This window comes from Stappia sp. ABD4_338 (genome assembly GCF_056312175.1).
The window spans coordinates 2,153,363-2,176,995 of sequence record NZ_CM149982.1 but is presented as its reverse complement, the minus strand read 5'-3'; the positions used below and the strand labels follow the sequence as shown (position 1 = coordinate 2,176,995).

The window sequence follows — 23,633 nt, the reverse complement described above, 5'->3', positions numbered from 1 at the left end:
GTGGCCTCCCTTTCAGGGTCGCTTGCAGGCGGTGTCGCGTCAGGACTTGTTCGGGGCGCCGGCGTCCATGCGCAGCGTCCCGGTGCGGGCGTCCTCGATCCGGTGGTGGAACTTCATCGCTTCCTCCCGGTCGCGCAGGGTCTTGGTGAGCGTGACCGTGGTGTGCACCAGCATGATCGCGGCCATGGCGTAGAAGCCCTTGGCGGCGAAGCTCGCCTCCATGGACCAGATGCCGATGGCGGTCATCACGGCGGCGACGGCGAAACTCGCCATGGTGAACAGCGTCCAGGCCTGTGAGTGCGTCGGGGGGTAGTCGCTCATGGTCATGTCTCCTGTGTCGGGTCCGGCCCATGGGGGCGGTGGGCGCGCAGGTCTGAAATCAGTCTCCGCATGACATTGCTCCGGAAGATGAACAATGTTCACTATTTGACAGAACCATGTGACTGGCGCAGGGTCAAGAAAAAAGTGAACGGCGTTCAATCATCGGATGGAGCAGGCGCACATGGCAGGCGTGCAAAAGGCCCGGAGAGAAGAGACGCGGCGCCAGATCCTGGCGGCGGCGGCGGCGTTGATGGAGGAGGGGGGCTTGCGCGCCCTGCAGATCCGCGCGGTGGCGGAGCGGGCGGGTTATTCGATCGGCTCGGTCTACAAGCACTTTGCCGATCTCGACGCGCTGGTCGTCGCGGTGAACAGCGGGACCCTCGCGCGCATCCGCGATGCGATGACGGCGGCGACCGAGGGCGTGTCCGCGCCGCTTGAGCGGCTCAAGGCGCTCGCTGCCGCCTATCTTCGTTTCGCGCGCGACAACGCGAACCTGTGGCGCGGGCTGTTCGATCATCACCTGCCCGGCGGCAAGTCGATCCCGGAGGAACACCGGCAGGAGAATGTCGTGCTGCTGTCCTTCATCGGCCGGGAGATCCACGCGCTCGACCCGGGGCTGGACGAGAACGCGCTGGCCGCGCGCACGCGCACCTGCTTCGCCGCCGTGCATGGTGTGGTGGCCATCAGCCTCGAGGACCGCTTCGTCGGCCTCGCGGACGACACGCTGCCGGCGGAGATGGACTTCCTCGTCGAACGGCTGGCGGGGCACTGAGGTATCCGTGCAATGCGGGGCACGTTCTCTGCGGCCGCCACAATTCGATCCCATTGATGCTTATCCCGGTGCTCCCGATTGGCAATTCCTGCCAGACCCAGGAGCGCAAGTTTACATGCAGTCGAAACTTATGGTGATCGCCGTTCTGTTGGCCGCCCTGCCGCTTCCCGCCCACGCGGCCTGCGTGGATGGCGATGGATCCGGCTTCCGTCTTCAGGAGGGGGAGGCAACGGACCGGGCTCGCGGCCTGACCTGGAAAAGATGCGCGGTGGGAATGCAATGGGACCGGGAGGCCGGGCGGTGCTCCGGCGAGGTGCTCGGTCTCGGGCTGAACGAGGCGTTGGACCACGCCAGGAAGGAAGGTGACGGCTGGCGCGTTCCCACCGGAGAGGAGCTGGAAACGCTTCTTCTGGATACCTGCGAGGGCCCGAAGATCGATGGCGTCGCGTTCCCCGATATCGCCGCCTCCGACTTCGGCGAGGGCGCGAAGTTCTGGACCGCCACGGAGGCGATCCCGGACATGTTCTATTTCTTCGACCTGACCAATGGCTATGCCGACATGCACAGCCGGGGCTACCACCTGTCGGTGCTGCTCGTGAAATAGGGCAATGCCTTGCCGCCCCACGGTCGTCACCCCGGACGCGGCGCAGCGGAGATCCGGGGCCCAATCCACGCCTCCGCGTGGGGCTTCGCCATCTTGAGGCCCTGCCATCCTCGCGCCCGCCCGGGGGTTTTCCGCTTGTCGCTGTGGGGACCAATGGGCCCCGGGTGGCGGGCTTGTCGCCCTTGCCCAGGGTGACGCCGGAGAGGGAGGCTGGCGAGGGGGCATGAGGCGCCACCGGTGGCTTCCGTCGAACCCGGCGCCGGTTATCTCCCCGGGTGTCACCCCGGTTTCAGCATCGCCGAAGACCGGGATCCGGTAGGCGCCGTGTGCGGGAGGTGCTTCCTTCGCGATACAGGGCCTTTCGGGGATACTGGATCCCACCGCCTCGCCTCGCGGGGGCGATGCCTTGCCGCCCCACAAACGTCACCCCGGACGCAGCGCAGCGGAGATCCGGGGCCCAATCCACGTTCCCGCATGGGGGGGCGCCACCTTGAGGCGCTGCCATCCTCGCACCCGCCGGGGGCTTACTGCTTGTCGCTGGGGGGACCAATGGGCCCCGGGTCGCGGGACTTTGGCCCTTGCCCGGGGTGACGCCGGAGAGGGAAGGCAGCGAGGGGGCATGAGAAGCGACCGATGGTTTCCGACGGCCATCTCCCCGGGTGTCATCCCGGTTTCGGCATCGCCGAAGACCGGGATCCGGTAGACGCCGGGTGCGGAAGGTGCCTTCCTCGCGAGGAAGGGCCTTTCGGGGGATACTGGATCCCTGCCTGCGCAGGGATGACAGGGGGAGAGCGCGGACGTCGGTCATCCCGCCGCCTCGCCACCCGGAGCAATGCCTCGCCGCCCCACAAACGTCACCCCGGACGCCGCGCAGCGGAGATCCGGGACCCAATCCACGCCTCCGCATGGGGATCGCCACCTTGAGGCGCTGCCATCCTCGCGCCCGCCCGGGGCTTTCCGCTTGTCGCTGGGGGGACCAATGGGCCCCGGGTCGCGGGCCTTTGGCCCTTGCCCGGGTGACGCCTGAGAGGGAGTCTACATAGGGGGGCATGAGGCGCCACCGGTGGTGTCCGCCGGTCATCAGCGCGAGCCTTGCCTCGTGTTTGGTCGGCAAGAGCGGCGGCAACTTCAAAAACTACTCATCGCTGCGCCGGAATTGTCCGTCAGACATCGGCAAAGTCTGCTTCAGGAGCTTGGACCAAAATATAGCTGGTATGAGAACATATTTATGGATCTGAAGCTTAGTCGCTCTCAATATTTTTGGTATTTGTTTTAAAAGATTCTCGGAATTGCAAGGCCCCGTTTAAGGCGTCTTTGTAAGAAAAGTGTTCTATATCTTGATAAATATATGAGGATAGAGCGGCTCCATCAACATAACTGTACGACCAGGAAGCATTTAGGGGTTCATAATACTCGCCGAAAAGTGTGCTGGCCAAATATTCGGGGACGGTTCCGATTTCTCCGGCTTGTTCAGTCATGCTTTCAAGCCATTGTGCTTGAAATGAAGGAATGCCTTTTAAGCATTCTACCAGGTCATGACTAAGTTCTTTTGATGATATGGCTACGATAACATCGTAGCCGGAATGTGTTATATTATAATTAGATTCATTCCGGCCATCATAAAATTGCGCTGATATTTGTAGAGTATGAGCATAGAAATTTTCTAAGATCTCCGAGGATACTCTTTCAGTGTCCGAGCATACATAGACATGTGATATAGGGCGCTGCCAAAGCGGGGGTGGGAACACCAAGTCGGATTTTGCGGTGTCGGTAACTGCAAAAGAAGTGAAAATTGTCACTAAGGTGGTGATTTTCATTTGAAAAAATAATTTCATAGGGGGGGTGCTCATCTTTTTCACTTGCAGAGAAATAATATTATGAGCGGCAGTTTTTGTCATCACTTCTGGTTTTTCGCCTCGTCTTGCATTGGCTATCTCTATCTCAAACGGTGGTTAGTTTCGGTTCAAAAAACTAATGCTTCAGAACCATAGCCAGTGCCAGACGGTTGCCGCTAGGCAGATAACCGACAAAAGGCTGTTGGCGTTGCGATCATGGCGTGTCGCGGTCCTGCGAAACTCCTTGAGCCAATCGAACATGCGTTCGATGACGTCTCTGCCTTTGCAAAGGTATGGCGAGAAACAGTTTTTCCGGTTCTGTGTTTTGCGAGGTGGTATGTTGGGCGGAGATCCACGCGCTTTCATGATCCGACGGGTAGAAGAACATCTGCTTTGGCTCGATTGCGCGCAAACTGTTCCGCGCTCCTGCTCCCACCTTCAGCCCCCGCCCAAACAAAAACCCGCCCGATCGTTTCCGATGGGCGGGTTTCGTGTTTTCGGGGGCCGTTTCGGTCTGACGCCGGATTGATCGGCCAGTCAGCCGGGCGGGGCTGAGAGATCGGGGCGGCCGCTTGCGCAACGGCCCCGGTCCCTCTGTCCTCAGCTGCAGCCGCTCGTGCCGCCGCAGGTGTCGCACTTCAGGCAGGTGCCGTTGCGCACCATGGTGAAGTTGCCGCACTCGGGGCAGCTCTCGCCCTCGTAGCCCTTCATCCGGGCCTGGGCGATGCGCTCGGCCGCGCTCGGCGCCGCCTGCGGGGCAGGGGCCGTCGAGACCTCGACCCGGGCACCGGCCTCGCCACCGCGGGCGAAGGCAGTGGCCACCGCGCTCGTGGTCTGCGCCACCGGGCTGGAGCCCAGCTCCGCCGCGATCGCCTGGGTCAGGTTGCCGGCCGGCTCCCCGTTGCCCACCAGACGGAAGCGCTCCGTCTGGCCGCGCACGAGGCCGTGCGACACCACGCCCTGGCCGGCGCGCTCGCGGGCCGCCGCCGTGTCGCCGCCGCCCTTCGTCTGGCCGCCGAAGACCTCCGGCGGGACATGGGCCAACTCGTGGCGGCCGAGGTAGGACACGGCCAGCTCGCGGAACACGTAGTCCAGCACCGAGGTCGCGTTCTTGATCGCGTCGTTGCCCTGCACCATGCCAGCAGGCTCGAACTTGGTGAAGATGAAGGCGTCGACATACTCCTCGAGCGGCACGCCGTACTGCAGGCCGAGCGACACCGAGATGGCGAAGTTGTTGATGAACGCGCGAAGGGCGGAGCCTTCCTTGTTCATGTCGATGAAGATCTCGCCGAGGCGGCCGTCATCGTATTCGCCGGTGCGCAGGAAGATCGTGTGTCCGCCGATCTTGGCCTTCTGCGTGTAGCCCTTGCGCCGGGTGGGGAGCTTCTCCTGCTCGCGCACCACGCGCTCCACGATCCGCTCGACGATCTTCTCCGCCACCGCTTCCGCGCGCGCCGGCATCGACTGCGCGACGAGCTGCTCGGCGGCGTCCTCCTCGTCCTCGTCGTCATCGGCGAGAAGCTGGGCGTTGAGCGGCTGGCTCAGCTTGGAGCCGTCGCGGTAGAGCGCGTTCGCCTTCAGCGCCAGGCGCCAGGACAGGAGGTAGGCCTCCTTGCAGTCCTCGACGGTGGCGTCATTGGGCATGTTGATCGTCTTGGAGATCGCGCCGGAGATGAACGGCTGTGCCGCCGCCATCATGCGGATGTGGCTCTCCACCGACAGGAAGCGCTTGCCCAGGCGACCGCACGGGTTGGCGCAGTCGAACACCGGATAGTGCTCTTCCTTCAGGAACGGCGCGCCTTCCAGCGTCATGGCGCCGCACACGTGGGTGTTCGCCGCCTCGATCTGCGACCGGGAGAAGCCCAGATGCGCCAGAAGCTCGAAGGCGGGGTCGTTCATCTGCTCCTCGCTGACGCCGAGCGCGGCCATCTGCGCGTCGCCGAGCGTCCAGCGGTTGAACACGAACTTGATGTCGAAGGCCGACTTCAGCGCGCCGCGCACCTTGTCCAGGCCCTCGTCGGTGAGGCCCTTGGCCCTGAGCGACGACGGGTTGACGTGCGGCGCCTGCTCCAGCGAGCCGTGGCCGACGGCATAGGCCTCGATCTCGGCGATCTGGCTCTCGGTGTAGCCGAGCGTGCGCAGGGCCTCCGGCACGGCGCGGTTGATGATCTTGAAGTAGCCGCCGCCGGCCAGCTTCTTGAACTTCACCAGCGCGAAGTCGGGCTCGATGCCGGTCGTGTCGCAGTCCATCACGAGACCGATCGTGCCGGTCGGCGCGATCACGGTCGACTGGGCGTTGCGGTAGCCGTGCTGCTGGCCGAGCTCCAGGGCCTTGTCCCAGGCGCGCTGCGCGTGGTCCACCAGGCGCCGGTCCGGGCAGGAGGCGTGGTCGAGCGGCACCGGAACGGTGCTGAGCGCCTCGTAGCCCTCCGTCTCGCCATGGGCGGCGCGGCGGTGGTTGCGCATGACGCGCAGCATGTGCTCGGCATTGTCCGCGTAGCCGGGGAAGGGGCCGAGCTCGCCGGCCATCTCCGCCGACGTGGCGTAGGCGACACCGGTCATGATCGCGCTCAGCGCGCCGCAGATCGCGCGGCCCTCGTCGCTGTCATAGGGAATGCCGGAGGTCATCAGCAGGCCGCCGATGTTGGCATAGCCCAGGCCCAGCGTGCGGTAGCGATAGGAGAGTTCCGCGATTTCCTTGGAAGGGAACTGCGCCATCAGCACCGAGATCTCGAGCACCATGGTCCACAGGCGCACGCAATGCTCGTAGTTGTCCACCTCGAAGGCGCCGTCGGCGCCACGGAACTGAAGCAGGTTCAGCGACGCGAGGTTGCAGGCCGTGTCGTCCAGGAACATGTATTCCGAGCAAGGGTTGGACGCGCGGATCTCGCCCGATGCCGGGCAGGTGTGCCAGTCGTTGATGGTCGTGTGGTACTGGATGCCCGGATCGGCGGACGCCCAGGCCGCGTAGCCGATCTGCTCCCACAGGTCCTTCGCCTTCACCGTCTTGGTGACGCGGCCGTCCTTGCGGGCGGTGAGATCCCACTCGCCGTCCTCGATCACCGCGCTCAGGAAGCCGTCCGTAACCCGCACCGAGTTGTTCGAGTTCTGACCCGAAACGGTCAGATAGGCCTCGGAATCCCAGTCGGTGTTGTAGGTCGGGAACTCGATCTTCGTGAAGCCCTGGCGGGCGAACTGGATGACGCGCTGGATGTAGTTCTCCGGCACCATCATCTTCTTCGCGGCGCGGATCTCGCGCTTCAGCGCCGGGTTGCGGGCCGGGTCGAAGCACTCGTTGTTGTCGGCCTCGCAGTTCACGCAGGCCTTCATGATCGCGGTCAGGTGCTTCTGGCAGATCTTGGAGCCGGTCACGAGCGCCGCGACCTTCTGCTCCTCCTTCACCTTCCAGCCGATGTAGTCCTCGATGTCGGGATGGTCGACGTCGACCACGACCATCTTGGCCGCGCGGCGCGTGGTGCCGCCCGACTTGATCGCGCCGGCGGCGCGGTCGCCGATCTTGAGGAAGCTCATCAGGCCGGAGGAGCGGCCGCCGCCCGACAGCTTTTCGCCCTCGCCGCGAACGCGCGAGAAGTTGGAGCCGGTGCCCGAGCCGTACTTGAACAGGCGCGCCTCGCGCACCCAAAGGTCCATGATGCCGTTCTCGTTGACGAGATCGTCCTCGACCGACTGGATGAAGCAGGCGTGCGGCTGCGGGTGCTCGTAGGCCGAGGCGGAGCGGGTCAGCTCGCCGGTCTCGAAGTCCACGTAGTAGTGGCCCTGGCCCGGGCCGTCGATGCCGTAGGCCCAGTGCAGGCCGGTGTTGAACCACTGCGGCGAGTTCGGCGCCACCTTCTGGGTCGCCAGCATGTAGCGCAGCTCGTCATGGAACGCGCGGGCGTCGGCCTCGGTGTCGAAGTAGCCGCCCTTCCAGCCCCAGTAGGTCCAGGTGCCGGCGAGACGGTCGAAGACCTGGCGCGCGTCGATCTCGGAACCGGTGCGCTCGTCCTCGGGCAGGCCGGCGAGCGCGTCCTCGTCGGCCACATGGCGCCACAGCCAGGAGGGAACGGTGTTCTCCTCGACCGGCTTCAGCTTCGTCGGGACCCCGGCCTTGCGGAAATACTTCTGCGCCAGGATGTCGGCCGCGACCTGCGAAAACTGGGCCGGAACGTCGATGTTCTCGAGCCGGAACACGATCGATCCGTCGGGATTGCGGATTTCGCTCGTGGCCACGCGAAATTCAATGTCGGCATAGGGCGACTGTCCGTCCCTCGTGTAGCGCCGCTCGATCTTCATCCCTAAAGCCCCTTCAAACTGGACCCGCCGCTGACGGGTCACGCCAATCCGATCACGGCCGCAGCCGTGTGAGCGATATGACGGCATACGCCGCAGGGCCTCGCGCGCGCCGCCGCGCGAAACCGCCTCATTCGCCTGCCTGTTGTGGCCGCTCGTGACCGATGGTCCGACCGACTCTTCGATTCTTTGGGTGAGCGCTAAATATAGTACATGCGCCCGTTCGCGTCACGATATATCGTGTCGTCCGGGCGCAGGAATGCTCAGGCCGCTTTTCTGGAGCTTCAGAAAAGGACGGCTCGAACGACCGCTTCGGACGTGTCCGCGAGTATGTCTGAGGTGATCCGAAAGGGCGCCGCGACGCCCTACGCCGGTTACGATGTCTCGATGGCCTGACCCTAGGGTGAATCGATGCTGAACGTCAAGCGCGGCTCGCCAGAGTTTGTGGCTGGATCGGGTGTCGACAACAAAATGTAGTGTGTTCGTGTGGAAAACGACGGAACCGGTGGATAAGCCGGCTATGCCCCGGTGCCCGTTGGTTCCTGCCGCTTCCAGACGGTCGGGGCGCGTTCTTTTCCCCGCTCCGGCGCACAAGATATTGGGGGTGCGTGGCAATGCGGCACCATGGAACGGCGGCAGGGCGCGGCACCATCGAACGGCGGCGGGGCAGGCGGGGATACCCGATAGGGAGCTGCGTGCGTGCCGGCGTGTATGCCGGGGCCGTGAACCCGGAGCGGGGCCGGGTCGATGAAAAGAAATTGACTCAATTTTTCCTGAAATTCGGCTGAAACTTGATGCGAATTGCCCGTGTCCGCGCAATCGCGGTGCAATGCGGTTGTGCCAATGTCGCCGTCCGGTTGACCCATCTCAGGACGCGCGTGTGGCTTCATGACCCGACATTATGCCTACGGACTGGACTTCGGTGACCTCGATATCGCGGTCGTCGATGATTCGAAGCCCATGCAGACGATCCTGCGCTCGACGCTGCTCAGCTTCCGCGTGCGGCGGGTGCGGACCTACGACACGGCCGAAACCGCGCTGGAGATGATGCGGCTCGATCCGCCCAACATGATTCTCACCGACTGGCGCATGAAGCCGATGAGCGGCATCGGCCTGTTGCGCGCGGTGCGCCAGCGCAGGAATGCGCCGTTGTGCTTCCTGCCCGTGATCTTCGTCACCGCCCACGGAACGCGCACCCTTGTCGACCGGGTCCTGCGGGAGGGTGCGCAGCATGTCCTGGCAAAACCCATCGCGCCGTCGGCCCTTTATGACCGCATCCTCTGGACGCTGCACGATTCGCGCCCGCTGGTTCTCACCGATGACGGGCGCTACGTGATCGAGGGCGTGGCCGACAATCTCGATGCCAAGATGCAGAAGTGGCACCAGATCGGCGGCGGACGGAATCTCATCCGCATGGATCCGGCGAGCCCGGCGGCGAACCGTGCGATGCCGCTTGCCGCCGATGTGCGCAAGGCTGTCGCCGGCGGCCATCAGACGCCCCACGATCACGACGCGCCGCCAGCGCCCGCCCGCGACCACGGCTTTGCCCAGGTGCACGGCCACGCACATGGGCAGGGCAAGGGGGCGGACGCCGCTGCTTCGGCGAGCCGTCAAGGCGGGAGCGACACCCATCGGTCCGATGCCCCTCGCGATCCCGCCGGTCCCAAGGGAAGCGCGAAGCCGGGCGGTCCGCCGTCAAGAACAACCGGCGCCCGTGGCGTGTCGGGCGCAAGCGTTCCGGCCGGGGCCGTTCGCCGAAAGGTGCCAGGTGGCGGGCCCGGGTTCGCGCAGGTGGCGCGCGAGCGGGTGCGATAGGCAACTCATGTGCGCCGGTTCTTCGCATTGCGAAGCCGGGCGCATTGCGGTATTGCCTGACCAACCGAATGCAAACAGCAGGCCCGGCGCGATGAAAACGCTCATCCTTCAGTTTTTCACCTGGTGGAACAGTGCCACCTGGGGCACCCGCTTCTTCACCTGGCGCAAGGGCGAGTTCGTCGGAAAGGACGAATTCGGCAACAGCTATTACCGTGAGCGCGGCGGCAAGAAGCGTTGGGTCATCTACAATGGCCTGGCCGAGGCTTCCACGATTCCCCCGGGCTGGCACGGCTGGATGCACCACCGCACCGACACGCCGCCGACCGAGATCGACTACAAGCCCCGCGCATGGCAGGCCCCGCACAAGCCCAACCGTACGGGTACGGCCGAGGCGTATCGCCCGCAGGGCTCGATCCTGACCCCGGCGAGCCGTCCGAAGGTCTCGGGCGACTATGAGGCCTGGTCGCCGGAAGGCTGATCTTGCGGGCCTGACACGGCCGTGAAGTTTCGAAACCCGGATGCGGCGCGGCCCGTGTCCGGGTTTCGCCGTTTTCGGGGGCGAGAGTGATGTCCCGCAGGCAGATTGCAGGGCAGGGGCTGGCAAGGGCACATGCGCGAGACGAAAGGTGACGACAGGTCGTCCGGGGCCGGGCGTGCGGTAAAACAGCGCTTTTCCCGCCTTGCCCGTGTTGCGTTCGGTCTGGCGGCGGCCGTCCTGGTCGCCGGCGTTGCCGGCGCTGGCTGGCTCGCCTGGTCCGTGCGCGCGGTGCCCGACGACATGGTCTCCGGCAAGGTCACGGTCTCGCGCAGCGTGATCGACCGCAACGGTCTTCTCCTGCGGGCTTTCCAGACGCCGGACGACCGCTGGCGGCTTGCGATCACGCCGCAGGAGGTCGATCCCCGCTATCTCGAGATGCTGCAGGCCTACGAGGACCGGCGCTTTCGCGACCACGTCGGCGTGGATCCGCGCGCGCTGGTGCGCGCGGCGGTTCAACTCGTGACGAGCGGTCGGGTCGTCTCCGGTGCCTCGACACTCACCATGCAGACGGCGCGCCTGCTCATGGAGGGGCCGACGCGCTCGCTTTCCGCGAAGTGGCACCAGATCGTTCTTGCGCTGGCCCTGGAGAGCAACCTGGACAAGGACGCGATCCTTACCCTCTATCTCACCCGCGCGCCCTTTGGCGGCAACATCGAAGGGGTGCGCGCCGCGAGCCTTGCCTGGTTCGGCAAGGAGCCGGCGCGCCTTACACCGGCGGAGGCCGCACTTCTCGTCTCCTTGCCGCAGTCGCCCGAGGCCCGCCGCCCGGACCGGTTTCCCGAGGCGGCGCGCGCCGCGCGGGACCGGGTGCTTCAGGTCATGGTCACGCGCGGCGTGCTGAGCGAAGAGGAGGCGCGGGCGGCCTCGCGCGAGGATGTGCCGCGCCTGCGCCGGGACGTGCCGCTTGTCGCGGCCCATGCCGCGCGCGATGCGCTGGCCCGTCATCCTCAGGCGGAGGAAATCCGGCTGACGCTCGATGGCGCCCTTCAGAGGCGGCTTGAGAAACTGGCGGCAAGCCGCACCGCGCGAACGGGAAAACGGGTTTCGCTCGCCATCCTCGTTGCCGACCACCGGACCGGCGAGGTTCTGGCGCACGTCGGTTCGGCGGGGCTGCTGGACGAGGCCAGGCGCGGTCACGTCGACATGACGCATGCGGTGCGCTCGCCCGGCTCGACGCTGAAGCCGCTGATCTATGGCCTCGCCTTCGAGGAGGGGATCGCGCATCCCGACAGCCTGATCGACGACCGCCCCGTGACCCTGGCCGGCTACAGCCCGACCAATTTCGACATGTCCTTTCAGGGCACGGTGAGGGTCGCGGCGGCACTTCAGGCTTCGCTCAACGTCCCGGCGGTGGAACTTCTCGATGCGGTCGGGCCGGCACGATTCGTGGCGAGGTTGCGCGCTTCGGGCGCGACCCCGCGCTTTCCCCCCGGCGAGATACCGGGGCTTGCGGCCGCGCTTGGCGGTTTCGGCATGACGCTGGATGAACTGGTCGCGCTGTATGGTGCCCTGGCGCGCGGCGGCGAGGCCCTGACACTCGTTCGCGAGCCGGAAGAACTCGACCGGGCGCGGCTGTCGCTGCCCCGCCGCGTGCTGTCGCAAACGGCGGCCTGGCGGATCGGGGAGATCCTGTCCGAGGTGCCGCCGCCCGACACGGCGAACGGCGAGGGGATCGCCTACAAGACCGGAACGTCCTACGGCTACCGTGACGCCTGGGCCATCGGCTACGACGGTCGCCATGTGGTCGGCGTCTGGGTTGGGCGTGCCGATGGAACGCCGATCCCCGGCATCACCGGCTACCTGACCGCGGCGCCGGTGCTTTTCGACGTCTTCCAGCGCATTTCGCCGGAGCGGGTGCGCCTGCCGCAGCGCCCGCGTTCGATCGGTGTCGAGGATCGTGTCCCCGCGCCGCTCACGCATGCCCGCACGCGCAACCCGCGCCGCGAGGCGGGAGGTGCTGCGGGACCGGAGATCTTCTCCCCGCCCGACGGGGCGACCGTCGACCTGGGTCTCGGGTTGCCCGGCGGGGGTGGCGCGCCGCTGACGGTGAAACTGCGGCGCGGACGCGCGCCCTACGTCTGGCTTGCCAACGGGGCTCCGGTGGAAAGCGGGCCCTTCGCGCGCTCGGTCACCATCAGGCCGGACGGTCCGGGAACGACCGTGATCTCTGTCATAGACGCGGACGGACGATCCGCGCGCGTGACCCTCGATCTCAGGTGAAAATCGAGCCTGTCCGGTGTGTTGCGTCGCGCGCGAGCCGCGACTATTGTGCGCCACCCGGACGAGGTCCGTCCGGCCCACCTGCTAACTCCAAGAGGACTGTCATGTTCAAGGGATCGATCCCAGCACTCGTCACGCCGTTCCGGAACGGGTCGGTGGACGAGAAATCGTTCCAGGAGTTGGTGGACTGGCAGGTCAAAGAGGGCAGCCATGGTCTCGTCCCGGTCGGAACGACCGGCGAGAGCCCGACGCTGAGCCATGCGGAGCACAAGCGCGTCATCGAGCTGTGCCTCGAGGCGAACGCGGGGCGCGTGCCGGTGATCGCCGGCGCCGGCTCGAACAACACCACCGAGGCCATCGAACTGGCCGTGCACGCCGAGAAGGCGGGCGCGGACGGCCTGCTCGTGGTCATGCCCTACTACAACAAGCCGAACCAGGCCGGGATGCTCGCCCATTACAAGGCGATCGACGAGGCGGTCGGAATTCCGATCATCATCTACAACATCCCCGGTCGCTCGGTCGTGGACATGCAGCCCGAGACCATGGCGGAACTGTTCCGCACCACGCGCAACATCAAGGGCGTCAAGGATGCGACCGCCAACATGGCCCGCACCAGCCGCCAGCGCGAACTGTGCGGACCCGACTTCATCCAGCTTTCGGGTGAGGATATCACCGCGCTCGGCTTCAACGCCCATGGCGGGCGGGGCTGCATTTCGGTGACCGCGAACGTGGCCCCTGGCCTGTGCTCGCAGTTCCAGGAAGCGACCCTTGCCGGCGACTACGTGAAGGCGCTGGAGCTTCAGGACAGGCTCGCACCGCTTCACAACGCGCTCTTCATCGAGCCGAACCCGACCGGCGTGAAATACGCCCTGTCGCTGATCGACAAGCTGGAGTACGAACTGCGGCTCCCGATGGTGCCGGTCGCTCCCGCGACCCGCACGGCGATCCGCGACGCGATGGTCCACGCCGGCCTTCTCAACTGAGGCGGCGGGAGCGGACCGGAACGAGGACGGACGGGAGGCCTCGTGCCTCCCGTTTCATCATGAAGGCAGGACATGGCGCAGAAACGCCCAGGTGACGCCAACCGCAAGGTCGTCGCGGAAAACCGCAAGGCCCGGTTCAATTACGAGATCGAGGACACGCTCGAGGCCGGCATCGTGCTGACCGGCACCGAGGTGAAGGCCCTGCGTCTGGGCAAGTCCATGATCGCGGAGAGCTACGCCTCCTTCGAGGGCGGCGAGCTGTGGCTCATCAATTCCTACGTGCCGGAATACCTGCAGGCCAACCGCTTCAACCATGAGCCGCGCCGCCGGCGCAAGCTCCTGATCCACAAGCGGGAAATGGCAAGGCTGGCCGATGCCGTCTCCAAGGACGGCAAGACCATCGTGCCGCTTCGCCTCTATTTCAACGAGGATGGCCGGGCAAAGCTGGAGCTTGCTCTGGCGCGCGGCAAGAAGCTGCATGACAAGCGCGAGACCGAGCGCAAGCGCGATTGGGACAGGCAGAAGGCGCGTCTGCTCAAGACCGCCGGCTAGGGGTGTTGAAAAACGGGCGTTTCGGCTGTTCAAAACCCTGTGCCCCGACTGTGCCTGCGTCGTGGAAAACGTCTGGTCGGGCTGGTTGAAATCATGTGCATATATTGTGGACAAGACTGTGCACGGGGCGTGGGCGCCCTGTGCATGAGCGCTGCGTGCATGTGGATCATCCTGTCGACAGGCACGGGAAAAGACGTGGATGATGAGAGGGGAACGGCGGTGCCGTCGCGGTACGCCGTTTGCGATGGCGGTATCAGGTTTCTGAGTTCCCGGACGAATTGAGGGCTTGTGCGCCGCGAGCGAAATCGTGTCAGGATGCCGCAGGGGAATATTCGGGCGGGCCTTTCACGATGGACACGTTTGCTTCGTTTCTGATCGATCCGTTTGCGCTGGCCGGTGCATTGGCGCTCGCCGTGCTCGTCCTTGCCATTCTGCTCTGGCATCACATCCAGCTTCTGGCGAAGGAACGCGAGCAAAATCGTGAGGCCAACCGGGTTGCCAGGCTGTTCGACGATGTTGGCGGGCTCACCGGGGCGGAGAGGGGGCTTCACGCGGCCATCGAGGCGCTGCCCGATGCCTTCGTGCTCTATGATCCCGACGACAGGCTGGTGATCTGCAACTCCCGCTACCGCGAGCTCTATGCCACCAGTGCCGACGTGATCCGCGTCGGCAACCGGTTCGAGGAGATGCTCAGGGCCGGCGTCGCGCGCGGCCAGTATTCCGACGCGCAGGGCGATCCCGAGGGCTGGATCGCAAGGCGCATGGCGAACCACCGCAACCCGCCGTCCGCCCCCATCGTCCAGAAGCTAGATGACGGTCGGTGGCTGCGCGTCTTCGAGAAGCGGATGCCGGACGGCCACACGGTGGGGTTTCGCATAGACATCACCGAACTCAAGCAACGCGAGGAAGCGCTCCGGCTGTCCGAGGAACGGCTCGCGGCCATGGTGTCGGGCGCCTTCGACGCCATTGTCGCGGTCGACAGTCTCGGGGAGATCACGGAGTTCAATCCGGCCGCGGAAAGGGTCTTCGGCTACACGCGCGACGAGGTGCTGGGGCGCAAGGCGCGCGATCTTCTCGTGCCCGAGCGCTACCGGGCGGACTACGACCGGCGCATCAGGGACGTGATGGAATGCGGGCCGGGCGGCTGTCGCGGCGCTGGCGAGCGTATCGAGGCGAAATCCCTGCGCGCCGATGGCACGGAAATTCTCACCGAGATCACGTTCAACTGCATGGAAAGCGGCGACGGCGTGATGGTCACCGGCTTCGTGCGCGACATCACGGAGGACCGTGCGCGAACGCTCGCCCTTGGCGATGCGCTGGCACGCCGCGAGGCGGCCGACCGGGCGCGCTCGGACTTCCTGGCGATGATGAGCCACGAGATCCGCACGCCGCTCAACGCGGTGATCGGCCTTCTGGACGTGATGGAGGAAGCGGGGCTCGAGACGGCGCAGCTTGCCCGCGCACGCACCGCGCGCGGGTCCGCCGAGGCGCTGCTGCAGATCCTCAACGACATTCTCGACGTGTCGCGCCTTGAGGCACGGCGGATCGAGTTCATGGAAGTGCCCTTTCTGGCGCGCGATCTCGTGGCCGGTGTCGGCGACCTTCTGGCGCCGCGCGCCGAGGCCAAGGGGCTGCGGCTTGTGACCAACGTGGAGCAGGATGTCCCCGCCGTTCTGTCGGGGGATGCGGGCCGGTTGCGCCAGATCCTCATCAACCTGGTCAGCAACGCCGTCAAGTTCACCAGGCTCGGCGAGGTGCGTCTGACCCTGGATCTTCGCGGTGAGGCGCGGGACACGGTGAACGGCCGCTGGCCGGTACGCTTCGCGGTCGAGGATACGGGGCCCGGCATCCCCGTCGATCAGCGCGAGCAGATTTTCGAGCGGTTCCGCACGCTCGTCGCACCCGACGGCACGCGTAGCGAGGGGGTCGGCCTGGGGCTTGCTATCTGCCGCGAACTCGTCGCCGGCATGGGCGGTGCGATCCGTCTGGAGGAATCGCGCGAGGGCGGCTGCCGCTTCGTGGTCGATCTCGACCTGGCCGAAAGCGACGGCGAGGTCGTGGTGCCGGGGCGGGGCGAACTGAGCGGCGAGGAGGCGCGCATCCTTCGCGGCGCGGCGGTCCTTCTGGTCGAGGATACCGCCACCAACCGCATGGTGGCGGAGGACCTCCTGACACGCTGGGGGTGCCGTCACCGGTCCGCCGTGGACGGTCTGGAGGCTCTCGGAGCCATCGAGACCGGCCGTTTCGACGCGGTGCTCATGGATGTGACCATGCCCGGCATGAGCGGGTATGAGGTCGCGCGGCGGGTGCGTCGCGGGCGAAGCGAGAACCGCGATGTGCCCATCATTGCCCTGACGGCCCATACCGGCGAGGAGGCGCGCGAAAAGGCGAGGGAGGCCGGCATGACCGCCTTCGCGACCAAGCCGGTCGATTCGCGCGAGCTTGCGGCCCTGCTCGCCCGGGTGCTGGCGAGGGATGGAGACGGCGGCGTCGCGTTGCAGGACGGGGAGCCGGGCGTGGTGCCGGCTGCGGCCGCGCCGACGCTCAGGCGCGCCGAGGCGGGATTTGCCGCCTCCGGTGTCGTCGATCCCGACCGCTTCGAGGCGACGCTCGCGGATCTGCCGCCTGCCCGGCGCGGCGTCATCCTGGCCCGCTGCGTGGAGGACATTCGCGCCCAGATGGAGATCCTGCGCGACCTGGCGGGCGAAGGCGGCGAGGAAGGCGGACGGATCGTCTCCAGCGCCCATGTTCTGGGCGGACTTGCCGAGACCTTCGGGGCGGATCGCCTGGCAAGGCAGGCGCGCGCGCTCGAGCGCAAGGGGCGCGACAGGATCGACCCCGGCGACGTGAAAAGCCTGCTGCGCGAGGCCGAGGAGGCGGCGGAGGTTCTGGGCGATCTCGCGCGCGACGAAGGAGAGCGAAGCCGGGCGGCGGGCTGAAGACGGGCGTCATTCGTCAGTCGTCCCCGCAAAAGGGGGCTGCGGGCCGATTTTGGCGTTTTTGGTCTTGGACTTGTCAAGATTCGGTGATTCCATCGCCGAAACACGGTTTTGCGCGGGAGCGGGGCGCCTTGCAGGCGGCTCGGCCCGATGACGGGGAGGGGTGCAATGAACGCGGATCTGGCGACAGGGACCGGGCGCAACGCGGATGGTCCGGCTGGACGTGGCCGGAAAGCCGGCGTTCGGCGCTTCATCGCGGGGCTTCCCCGCGCCGCATCCGCGCTTCTCCTCCTGACCGGCGTCGTTGCGGGCTCCCTCTCCGCCGAGACCGCGCGCGCCGACGAGCGGCGCATCGTCACCGTCGAGGATGCCGACTACTTCGGCGCCGACTTCAACACGCTGAAGGAGGTGGACCTCGACGCCTGCAAGGCGGCCTGCCTGTCGAGCGACCGGTGCCGTGCCTTCACTTACAACACCTCCGCGCGCTGGTGCTTCATGAAGTCGGACGTCGGCAGGCTGCAGAGCTTTGCCGGCGCGGTGGCGGGTCGTGTGGTCACGGTGGCCGATGCCGAGCGGGCGCCCGTGGACCGGGGCGTGCGCGAGAACGAGATTTCCTTCCTTCCCCGTTCCACCCTGCAGGAGGCCGCCCGCTACGCCCGCACCCTGCCGCGCAGCTTCCGCGCCGGCGGTTCCGATGTGAACGTGCTTGCCGGCGATGGAGAGGCCGCGCTGGCGCGTGGCGACAACGAGGCAGCGGAGCGCGCTTTCGGGCGTGCGCTCACCCTCGACGGCGACCGCCACGACCTGTGGCAGGGCCTTGCCCGTTCGCTCGATGGCCAGAAGCCCGACGACTGGAGCCGCAAGGTCAAGGTCAGGAACGACTTCATCGCGGCCGCGGTGAACACCTACCTCGTTTCCGCCGGCGAAAACGACCGTGCCGACGCTCTGGCCCTTCTTGCCGACGCGCTGGCCCGCAGCCAGACATGGAAGCCGGCGATCAAGGCGCTGCGGGCATCGCTGGCTCTTCAGGAAACGCCGGACCGACGCGCGCGTTATGACGACATGGTGGCCGAGCATGGCTTCCGGATTCTGGAGCACAATGTCGAATCCGATGCGCTCAGCCCGCGCATCTGTCTCGTTTTCTCCGACACGCTGCGCCGCGCCACCGACATGGCGCCCTTCGTGCGGGTGACGGGCGAGGGGCCCTATTCCATCGAGGCCGAGGGCGCGCAGATCTGCATCGACGGCGTGGCGCATGGCGGACGCTATTCGGTGCTGGTGCGTCAGGGTGTGCCGTCGGCCGACGGCGAGGAACTGGAAAAGTCCTCCGATCTCACCGTCTATGTGCGCGACCGGTCGCCCTCGGTGAGCTTCCTCGGCAATGCCTATGTCCTGCCCGCCGGCGATGGCGCGACGATCCCGCTGCGCTCGGTGAACACCGAAACGGTGGACGCGGAAATCTATCGTATCGGGGACCGTGCGCTGGCCTCCGCGCTGCGCGACCGCAGGGCTCTCATCCAGCTCGACAACTACCGCGCGGAACAGGTGCGCGAGGAGTATGGCGAGGCGTTGTGGAAGGGCACGGTCGAGACCGAAATGAAGCTCAACCGCGACGTTACCACGGCCGTGCCCGTGGCCGAATTCGGTCTGACCATGACGCCGGGCATCTACGCCATGGTCGCGCGCGCGCCGCAGGATCGCGAGAACACCTGGGGCCCCTGGGCGACGCAGTGGTTCCTCGTGTCCGACCTTGGTATCACGAGCTACACCGGTGAGGGCGAGGCCGTTGTCGCGCTTCGCCGCCTGTCCGACGCCCAGGCCGTCGAGGGCGCGAGCGTGCGCCTGATCGCGGTCAACAACGACATTCTCGGCGAGACGAAAAGCGATGCGGACGGCTTCGCCCGTTTCGCGCCGGGACTGCTGAGGGGCAAGGGAGGCCGTGCGCCTGCGCTTGTCTCGGTCGAGACCGACAGCGGCGACTATGCCTTCCTCGACCTTGGCAAGCCCGCATTCGACCTGAGCGATCGCGGTGCGGAAGGGCGCCCGGCGCCGGGACCGCTCGATGCCTTCGCCTGGACCGACCGGGGCGTCTACCGCCCGGGCGAGACCGTTCACGTCGGGGCCATGCTCCGTGACCGTGCCGCCTTCGCCAGTCCCGATATTCCGCTGACGCTGATCTACATGCGTCCCGATGGTGTCGAGCAGGCCCGCGTCACGGTTGCCGATGCGGGCGCCGGTGGCCGGGCTCATGCCTTCGAGGTTCCCGCGTCCGCGCAGACCGGTTCGTGGAGCCTGCGCGTTCATGCCGATCCAAAGGCCGATCCGCTCGCGCAACTGTCCTTCCTCGTGGAGGACTTCCAGCCCGAGCGTGTCGACTTCACGCTCGAGACCGACGCCGAGGCGCTGGATCCCACCGACCTGCCGGAGATCTCGCTGCAGGCGAAGTTCCTCTATGGGGCACCCGCCTCCGGCCAACGGCTCGAGGGCGAGGTTGTCGTGTCGCCGAGCCGCTCGCGTGCCGATGCACCGGGCTATGTGTTCGGTCTTGCCGACGAGCAGATCTTCCCCGACCGGGCGAGCCTTGCCGATGGCACGGTGACGAACGACGAGGGGCGGGCGAGCTTCACCCCGGTCCTGCCGCAGCTCCAGCCGACAACCGCCGGCTACGAGGCGCGCATCACCGCACGCGTCGTCGAGGCGGGCGGGCGCTACGTGGAGCGCTCCCTTGAGCTGCCCGTGGTCGCCGACGGTCTTCGCATCGGCGTCAAGCCGGCCTTCGAGGATGGTGTCGATGAGGGCGGACCGGCCGAGTTCGATGTGATCGCGCTCGGTGCGGACGGCGAACGTGCCGCGCTCCAGGGGGCGAACTGGGAGCTTTCAAGGCTCTCCACGCGCTACCAGTGGTACCGCAATGACGGTCGCTGGTCCTACGAGCCCATCACCACGACCAAGCGTGTGGCGAATGGTACGCTCGACATCGACGCTGGCACACCGGCCCGCTTGTCGCTGCCGGTGGAGTGGGGGCGCTACCGGCTCGAGGTGATCGGCACCGACCCCGAAAGTGGCGCGCAGGCGGCGACCAGCACCGAGTTCACCGCCGGCTGGTACGTCTCGTCTGCCTCGTCCCAGACGCCCGACGTTCTCGAGGTCGGGCTCGACCGCAAATCCTACAGGGTCGGCGATACGGCAAGCCTGCGCATGAAGCCGCGCGTTGCGGGTACCGTTCTGGTGTCCGTCATGACCGATCGTCTGGTCGATACGCGGGTCGTCACTGTCGAGGAAGGCGAGACCTCCGTCGATCTCACGGTGACCGATGCCTGGGGGAGCGGGGCCTATGTGACCGCGACCCTGTTCCGGCCGATGGACCTGGAAGCCCGCCGGATGCCCTCGCGGGCACTCGGCCTGAACTGGGCCGCCGTCGATCCGGGCGCGCGCAAGCACACGGTCGAACTCGATGTGCCCGAGCGGATCCGGCCGCGCTCGCGTCTCGACGTGGGCGTCACCATCTCCGGACAGGGCGCCGATGAACCCGCCTTCGTGACGATTGCCGCCGTCGATGTCGGCATTCTCAACCTGACGCGGTTCAAGACGCCCGACCCCGATGGCTGGTATTTCGGCCAGCGCCGTCTCGGCATGGAAATCCGCGACTATTACGGCGCGCTGATCGACAGGACCGCCGGCGAACTCGGCAAGGTGCGCTCGGGCGGTGACGGCATGGGCCTGTCACTCGACGCGCCGCCGCCGCAGGAAGCGCTCATGGCGCTCTTCTCCGGCGTCGTGGAAACGGATGCGGACGGCAAGGCGACCGTCGGTTTCGATATTCCCGATTTCAACGGCACCGTGCGCCTGATGGCTGTCGCCTGGAGTGCGTCGGGTGTCGGCCATGGCGAGCGGGACGTGATCGTGCGCGATCCGCTTGTCATGACGGCGACTTTGCCGCGCTTCCTGGCTCCGGGCGACGAGACGCGTCTCCTGGTTGAGGTCGACAACGTTGAAGGCGAGGCGGGCGAGTATCGCATCGCCGCCGATGTTGAGGGGCCGCTCGAGCTCTCGCTCGCGCCGGACGGTCTCGGTGTGACCCTGGACAAGGGGGAGCGACGTGCGCTGGAGGTGCCGATCAGGGCGGCTTCGGGCACGGGCGATGCCTCGATCCGGCTCACGCTTCAGGGGCCCGACGGTCCGCTGGCCGAGAAGTCCCTGGCGCTCGGCATCCGCGACAACACACCGCCGATGACCCGCCGCAGCTTCGTGACGCTCGCCTCGGCCGGGTCGCTGGACTTGAACGCCGACACCCTTGCAGGGATCCGGCCGGAAGGCGCAAGGATCTCGGTCGCCGCTGGCGGACCGGCAAGGATCAACATTCCGGGGCTTCTCGCCGCGCTCGATCGCTATCCTTACGGCTGTACGGAACAGACCACGAGCCGGGCCCTGCCGCTTCTCTATCTCAACGAACTGGCGCTTTCCGCCGGTCTCGATACGGATGCGGCCGTGCGCGAGCGGGTGCAAAAGGCGATTGCCCGGGTGCTGGGCAACCAGGACGGCAGCGGCGCCTTCGGGTTGTGGTCCGCCTATGGGGCGGGCCGCGACACATGGCTCGATGCCTATGTCACGGACTTCCTCAGCCGGGCGCGGGACAAGGGCTACGACGTTCCCGAGCTTGCCTATTCCCAGGCGCTTGAGGGGCTGGAAAACCGGGTGGCCTACGCATCGGACTTCTCCGATGGCGGCACGGAGATCGCCTATGCGCTCTACGTTCTGGCGCGCACGGGCCGGGCCTCGCTGGGCGATCTTCGCTACTATGCGGATGTGAAGCTCGACGACTTCGGCTCGCCGATGGCCAAGGCCCAGATCGGGGCGGCCCTTGCCCTGTACGGCGAGACGGAACGTGCGGAACGGGCCCTCAAGGCCGCGGTCACCGCGACAGGCGACCTTGGCGGCACCGACTATCGTGCCGACTTCGGCACGTCGTTGCGCGATGCCGCCGGCGTGCTGGCCTATGTCACCGAGGCGGGCTTCGGCTCCCGGATGGGGGAGACCATGGCCGAACGCGTCGCGCGCCGCCAGGAGGAGGATGCGACCTACTCCACGCAGGAAATGGCCTGGCTGCTGATGGCGGGCCATGAGCTTCTGCAATCCGCGAGCGAGGACAGCTTCACCCTCGACGGCAGGCGCGTCAGCACGCCGCTCGCGCTGGATCTCGCCGGCGACCGGGTCGCGGCGGAGGGGGCGAGCCTCGTCAACGAGGGGGGAGAGACGGCCAATGTGGTCGTCTCCGTCTCCGGTCGACCGGTGCGTCCGGAACCGGCGGGCGGCAACGGCTACCAGATCACGCGCGAGTATTACGACCTCGACGGCAATCGCGTGGATCCGGCGGATGTGGCGCTCAACACCCGTATCGTGGTGGTGCTGAACGTGACCAGCGACCGGCTGGGGCGCGGGCGCCTGCTCGTGGTGGACCGGCTGCCGGCGGGGTTGGTGATCGACAATCCGCGCCTGGTGCGTGGCGGGGATCTTGGCGGGCTGGACTGGCTCGACCCGGTCGACAGCACCGATCATGCCGAGTTTCGGGACGACCGTTTCGCGGTCGCCATCGACCAGACCCGCCTCAATGCGGACGGCTACACCTTCGCCTACCTTGCACGGGCCTCGCTACCGGGCAGCTTTGCCCTGCCGCCGGCGACCGTGGAGGACATGTACCGGCCGGGCCTGTCGGCCACCACCGCGACGGGGCGTTTCGAGGTGAAGGCTCCGTGAGGGAGACGCCGTTGCGGTCCTGAACGGACGCGCGCACAAAAAAGACGCCGGCCCGGGGGCCGGCGTCTTGCGTTTTGGGTCTGTGCCACCTGAAACAGGCGGCTCTGGTCAGGCGCGGCCTCAGGCAGGTTCGCTGGTCACGCCCAGGCGCTTGTCCAGATAGGCGCCGCACTCCTCGAGAAGTTCGTCCATGTGGTTCTCGAAGAAGTGGTTGGCACCGGGGATCACCTTCTGGTCGATGGTGATGCCCTTCTGGGTCTTCAGCTTGTCGACCAGATTCTGCACGTCCTTCGCCGGAACGACCTTGTCCGCATCGCCGTGGATGATGAGACCGGAGGACGGGCAGGGGGCCAGGAAGGAGAAGTCGTTCAGGTTCGCCGGCGGGGCGGCGGAAATGAACCCTTCCACTTCAGGCCGGCGCATCAGGAGCTGCATTCCGATCCAGGCGCCGAATGAGAAGCCCGCGATCCAGCACGCGCGTGCGTCGGGATGCACGGACTGCACCCAGTCGAGCGCTGCGGCCGCATCCGACAGCTCGCCCTGGCCATGATCGAATGTGCCCTGGCTGCGGCCCACGCCCCGGAAATTGAAGCGCAACACCGCGAAGCCGCGCTTCGCGAACATGTAGTAGAGCTGGTAGACGATCTGGTTGTTCATCGTCCCGCCGAACTGCGGATGCAGGTGCAGGATCAACGCAATCGGCGCCGTGCGCGACTTGGCGGGCTGGAAACGCCCCTCGATCCGGCCGGCCGGTCCGTTGAAAATCACCTCAGGCATGGACCACCTCGTCAGTCACCATCGTCTTCCTTCTCGTTCCGGCGTCTCTTGCGAACGCCGTGTTTGGTCCCCGTGTCCGCATGACGCGGAGACGGGCAATCCTTCCGGGAAACTGCGTATCGCCGCGCTTGACTCGGTCGGACCCCTTACCTAAAAATACTTTAGAATCGTTCGAAAGTTCAATGTCCGCGGGCGCCGTTGACGGTACCTTTTCGCGGACGCGGAAATCGAAC

The 23,633-nt window shown here is 66.5% G+C and carries 13 protein-coding genes and 1 pseudogene; 9 read left to right on the top strand and 5 right to left on the bottom strand.

The window, feature by feature from the left end; genetic code table 11:
- Positions 1-39: 39 nt before the first annotated feature.
- Positions 40-321, bottom strand: a complete 282-nt coding sequence (locus tag ACYX4S_RS09985) for a YiaA/YiaB family inner membrane protein (protein ID WP_476362786.1) — start codon at positions 319-321, stop codon at positions 40-42.
- A 181-nt stretch (positions 322-502) separates the two neighbouring features.
- Between ACYX4S_RS09985 and ACYX4S_RS09980 the strand changes: the two genes are divergently transcribed.
- Together ACYX4S_RS09980 and ACYX4S_RS09975 are read left to right on the top strand one after the other, a co-directional pair.
- The gene (locus ACYX4S_RS09980; RefSeq protein WP_476362785.1) at positions 503-1,093 is read left to right on the top strand and encodes a TetR/AcrR family transcriptional regulator; all 591 of its coding nucleotides are present in this window, start codon (positions 503-505) and stop codon (positions 1,091-1,093) included.
- Between the two features lie 115 nt (positions 1,094-1,208).
- Positions 1,209-1,697 (top strand): Lcl C-terminal domain-containing protein, encoded by a 489-nt coding sequence (locus tag ACYX4S_RS09975; protein ID WP_476362784.1) that lies wholly within the window; start codon positions 1,209-1,211, stop codon positions 1,695-1,697.
- A gap of 1,241 nt (positions 1,698-2,938) precedes the next feature.
- On the opposite strand, the gene ACYX4S_RS09970 is transcribed toward ACYX4S_RS09975, so the two are convergent.
- The 3 genes and pseudogenes from ACYX4S_RS09970 to ACYX4S_RS09960 form a co-directional block, all read right to left on the bottom strand.
- A complete protein-coding gene (locus ACYX4S_RS09970) occupies positions 2,939-3,595 on the bottom strand; it encodes a hypothetical protein (RefSeq protein WP_476362783.1) in 657 nt (218 codons plus the stop codon).
- Between the two features lie 81 nt (positions 3,596-3,676).
- Positions 3,677-3,910: pseudogene (locus ACYX4S_RS09965) on the bottom strand (transposase); the annotation flags it as partial.
- Positions 3,911-4,132: 222 nt separating this feature from the next.
- Entirely contained in the window at positions 4,133-7,825 is a 3,693-nt protein-coding gene (locus ACYX4S_RS09960) for a vitamin B12-dependent ribonucleotide reductase (protein WP_476362782.1), read from the bottom strand.
- An 885-nt stretch (positions 7,826-8,710) separates the two neighbouring features.
- On the opposite strand from ACYX4S_RS09960, the gene ACYX4S_RS09955 reads away from it, so the two are divergent.
- From ACYX4S_RS09955 to ACYX4S_RS09925, 7 genes are all read left to right on the top strand, one after another.
- Positions 8,711-9,637 (top strand): response regulator, encoded by a 927-nt coding sequence (locus ACYX4S_RS09955; protein WP_476362781.1) that lies wholly within the window; start codon positions 8,711-8,713, stop codon positions 9,635-9,637.
- Between the two features lie 91 nt (positions 9,638-9,728).
- Positions 9,729-10,115, top strand: a complete 387-nt coding sequence (locus ACYX4S_RS09950; RefSeq protein ID WP_293723015.1) for an NADH:ubiquinone oxidoreductase subunit NDUFA12 — start codon at positions 9,729-9,731, stop codon at positions 10,113-10,115.
- Positions 10,116-10,247: 132 nt separating this feature from the next.
- Complete coding sequence (gene pbpC / locus ACYX4S_RS09945) at positions 10,248-12,395, top strand: penicillin-binding protein 1C (RefSeq protein ID WP_476362780.1); 2,148 nt, start codon at positions 10,248-10,250, stop codon at positions 12,393-12,395.
- A gap of 104 nt (positions 12,396-12,499) precedes the next feature.
- Positions 12,500-13,378 (top strand): 4-hydroxy-tetrahydrodipicolinate synthase, encoded by an 879-nt coding sequence (dapA, locus tag ACYX4S_RS09940; protein WP_293723020.1) that lies wholly within the window; start codon positions 12,500-12,502, stop codon positions 13,376-13,378.
- 72 nt (positions 13,379-13,450) lie between these two features.
- A complete protein-coding gene (smpB, locus tag ACYX4S_RS09935; protein ID WP_476362779.1) occupies positions 13,451-13,930 on the top strand; it encodes an SsrA-binding protein SmpB in 480 nt (159 codons plus the stop codon).
- 350 nt (positions 13,931-14,280) lie between these two features.
- Complete coding sequence (locus tag ACYX4S_RS09930) at positions 14,281-16,869, top strand: PAS domain S-box protein (RefSeq protein ID WP_476362778.1); 2,589 nt, start codon at positions 14,281-14,283, stop codon at positions 16,867-16,869.
- 168 nt (positions 16,870-17,037) lie between these two features.
- Complete coding sequence (locus ACYX4S_RS09925; RefSeq protein WP_476362777.1) at positions 17,038-22,623, top strand: alpha-2-macroglobulin family protein; 5,586 nt, start codon at positions 17,038-17,040, stop codon at positions 22,621-22,623.
- 120 nt (positions 22,624-22,743) lie between these two features.
- Here the strand turns inward: ACYX4S_RS09925 and ACYX4S_RS09920 are convergent, their stop codons facing one another.
- Positions 22,744-23,400 carry an alpha/beta hydrolase gene (locus ACYX4S_RS09920; RefSeq protein ID WP_293723030.1) on the bottom strand — a complete coding sequence of 219 codons (657 nt, stop codon included), beginning with the start codon at positions 23,398-23,400 and terminating at the stop codon, positions 22,744-22,746.
- Positions 23,401-23,633 lie beyond the last annotated feature (233 nt).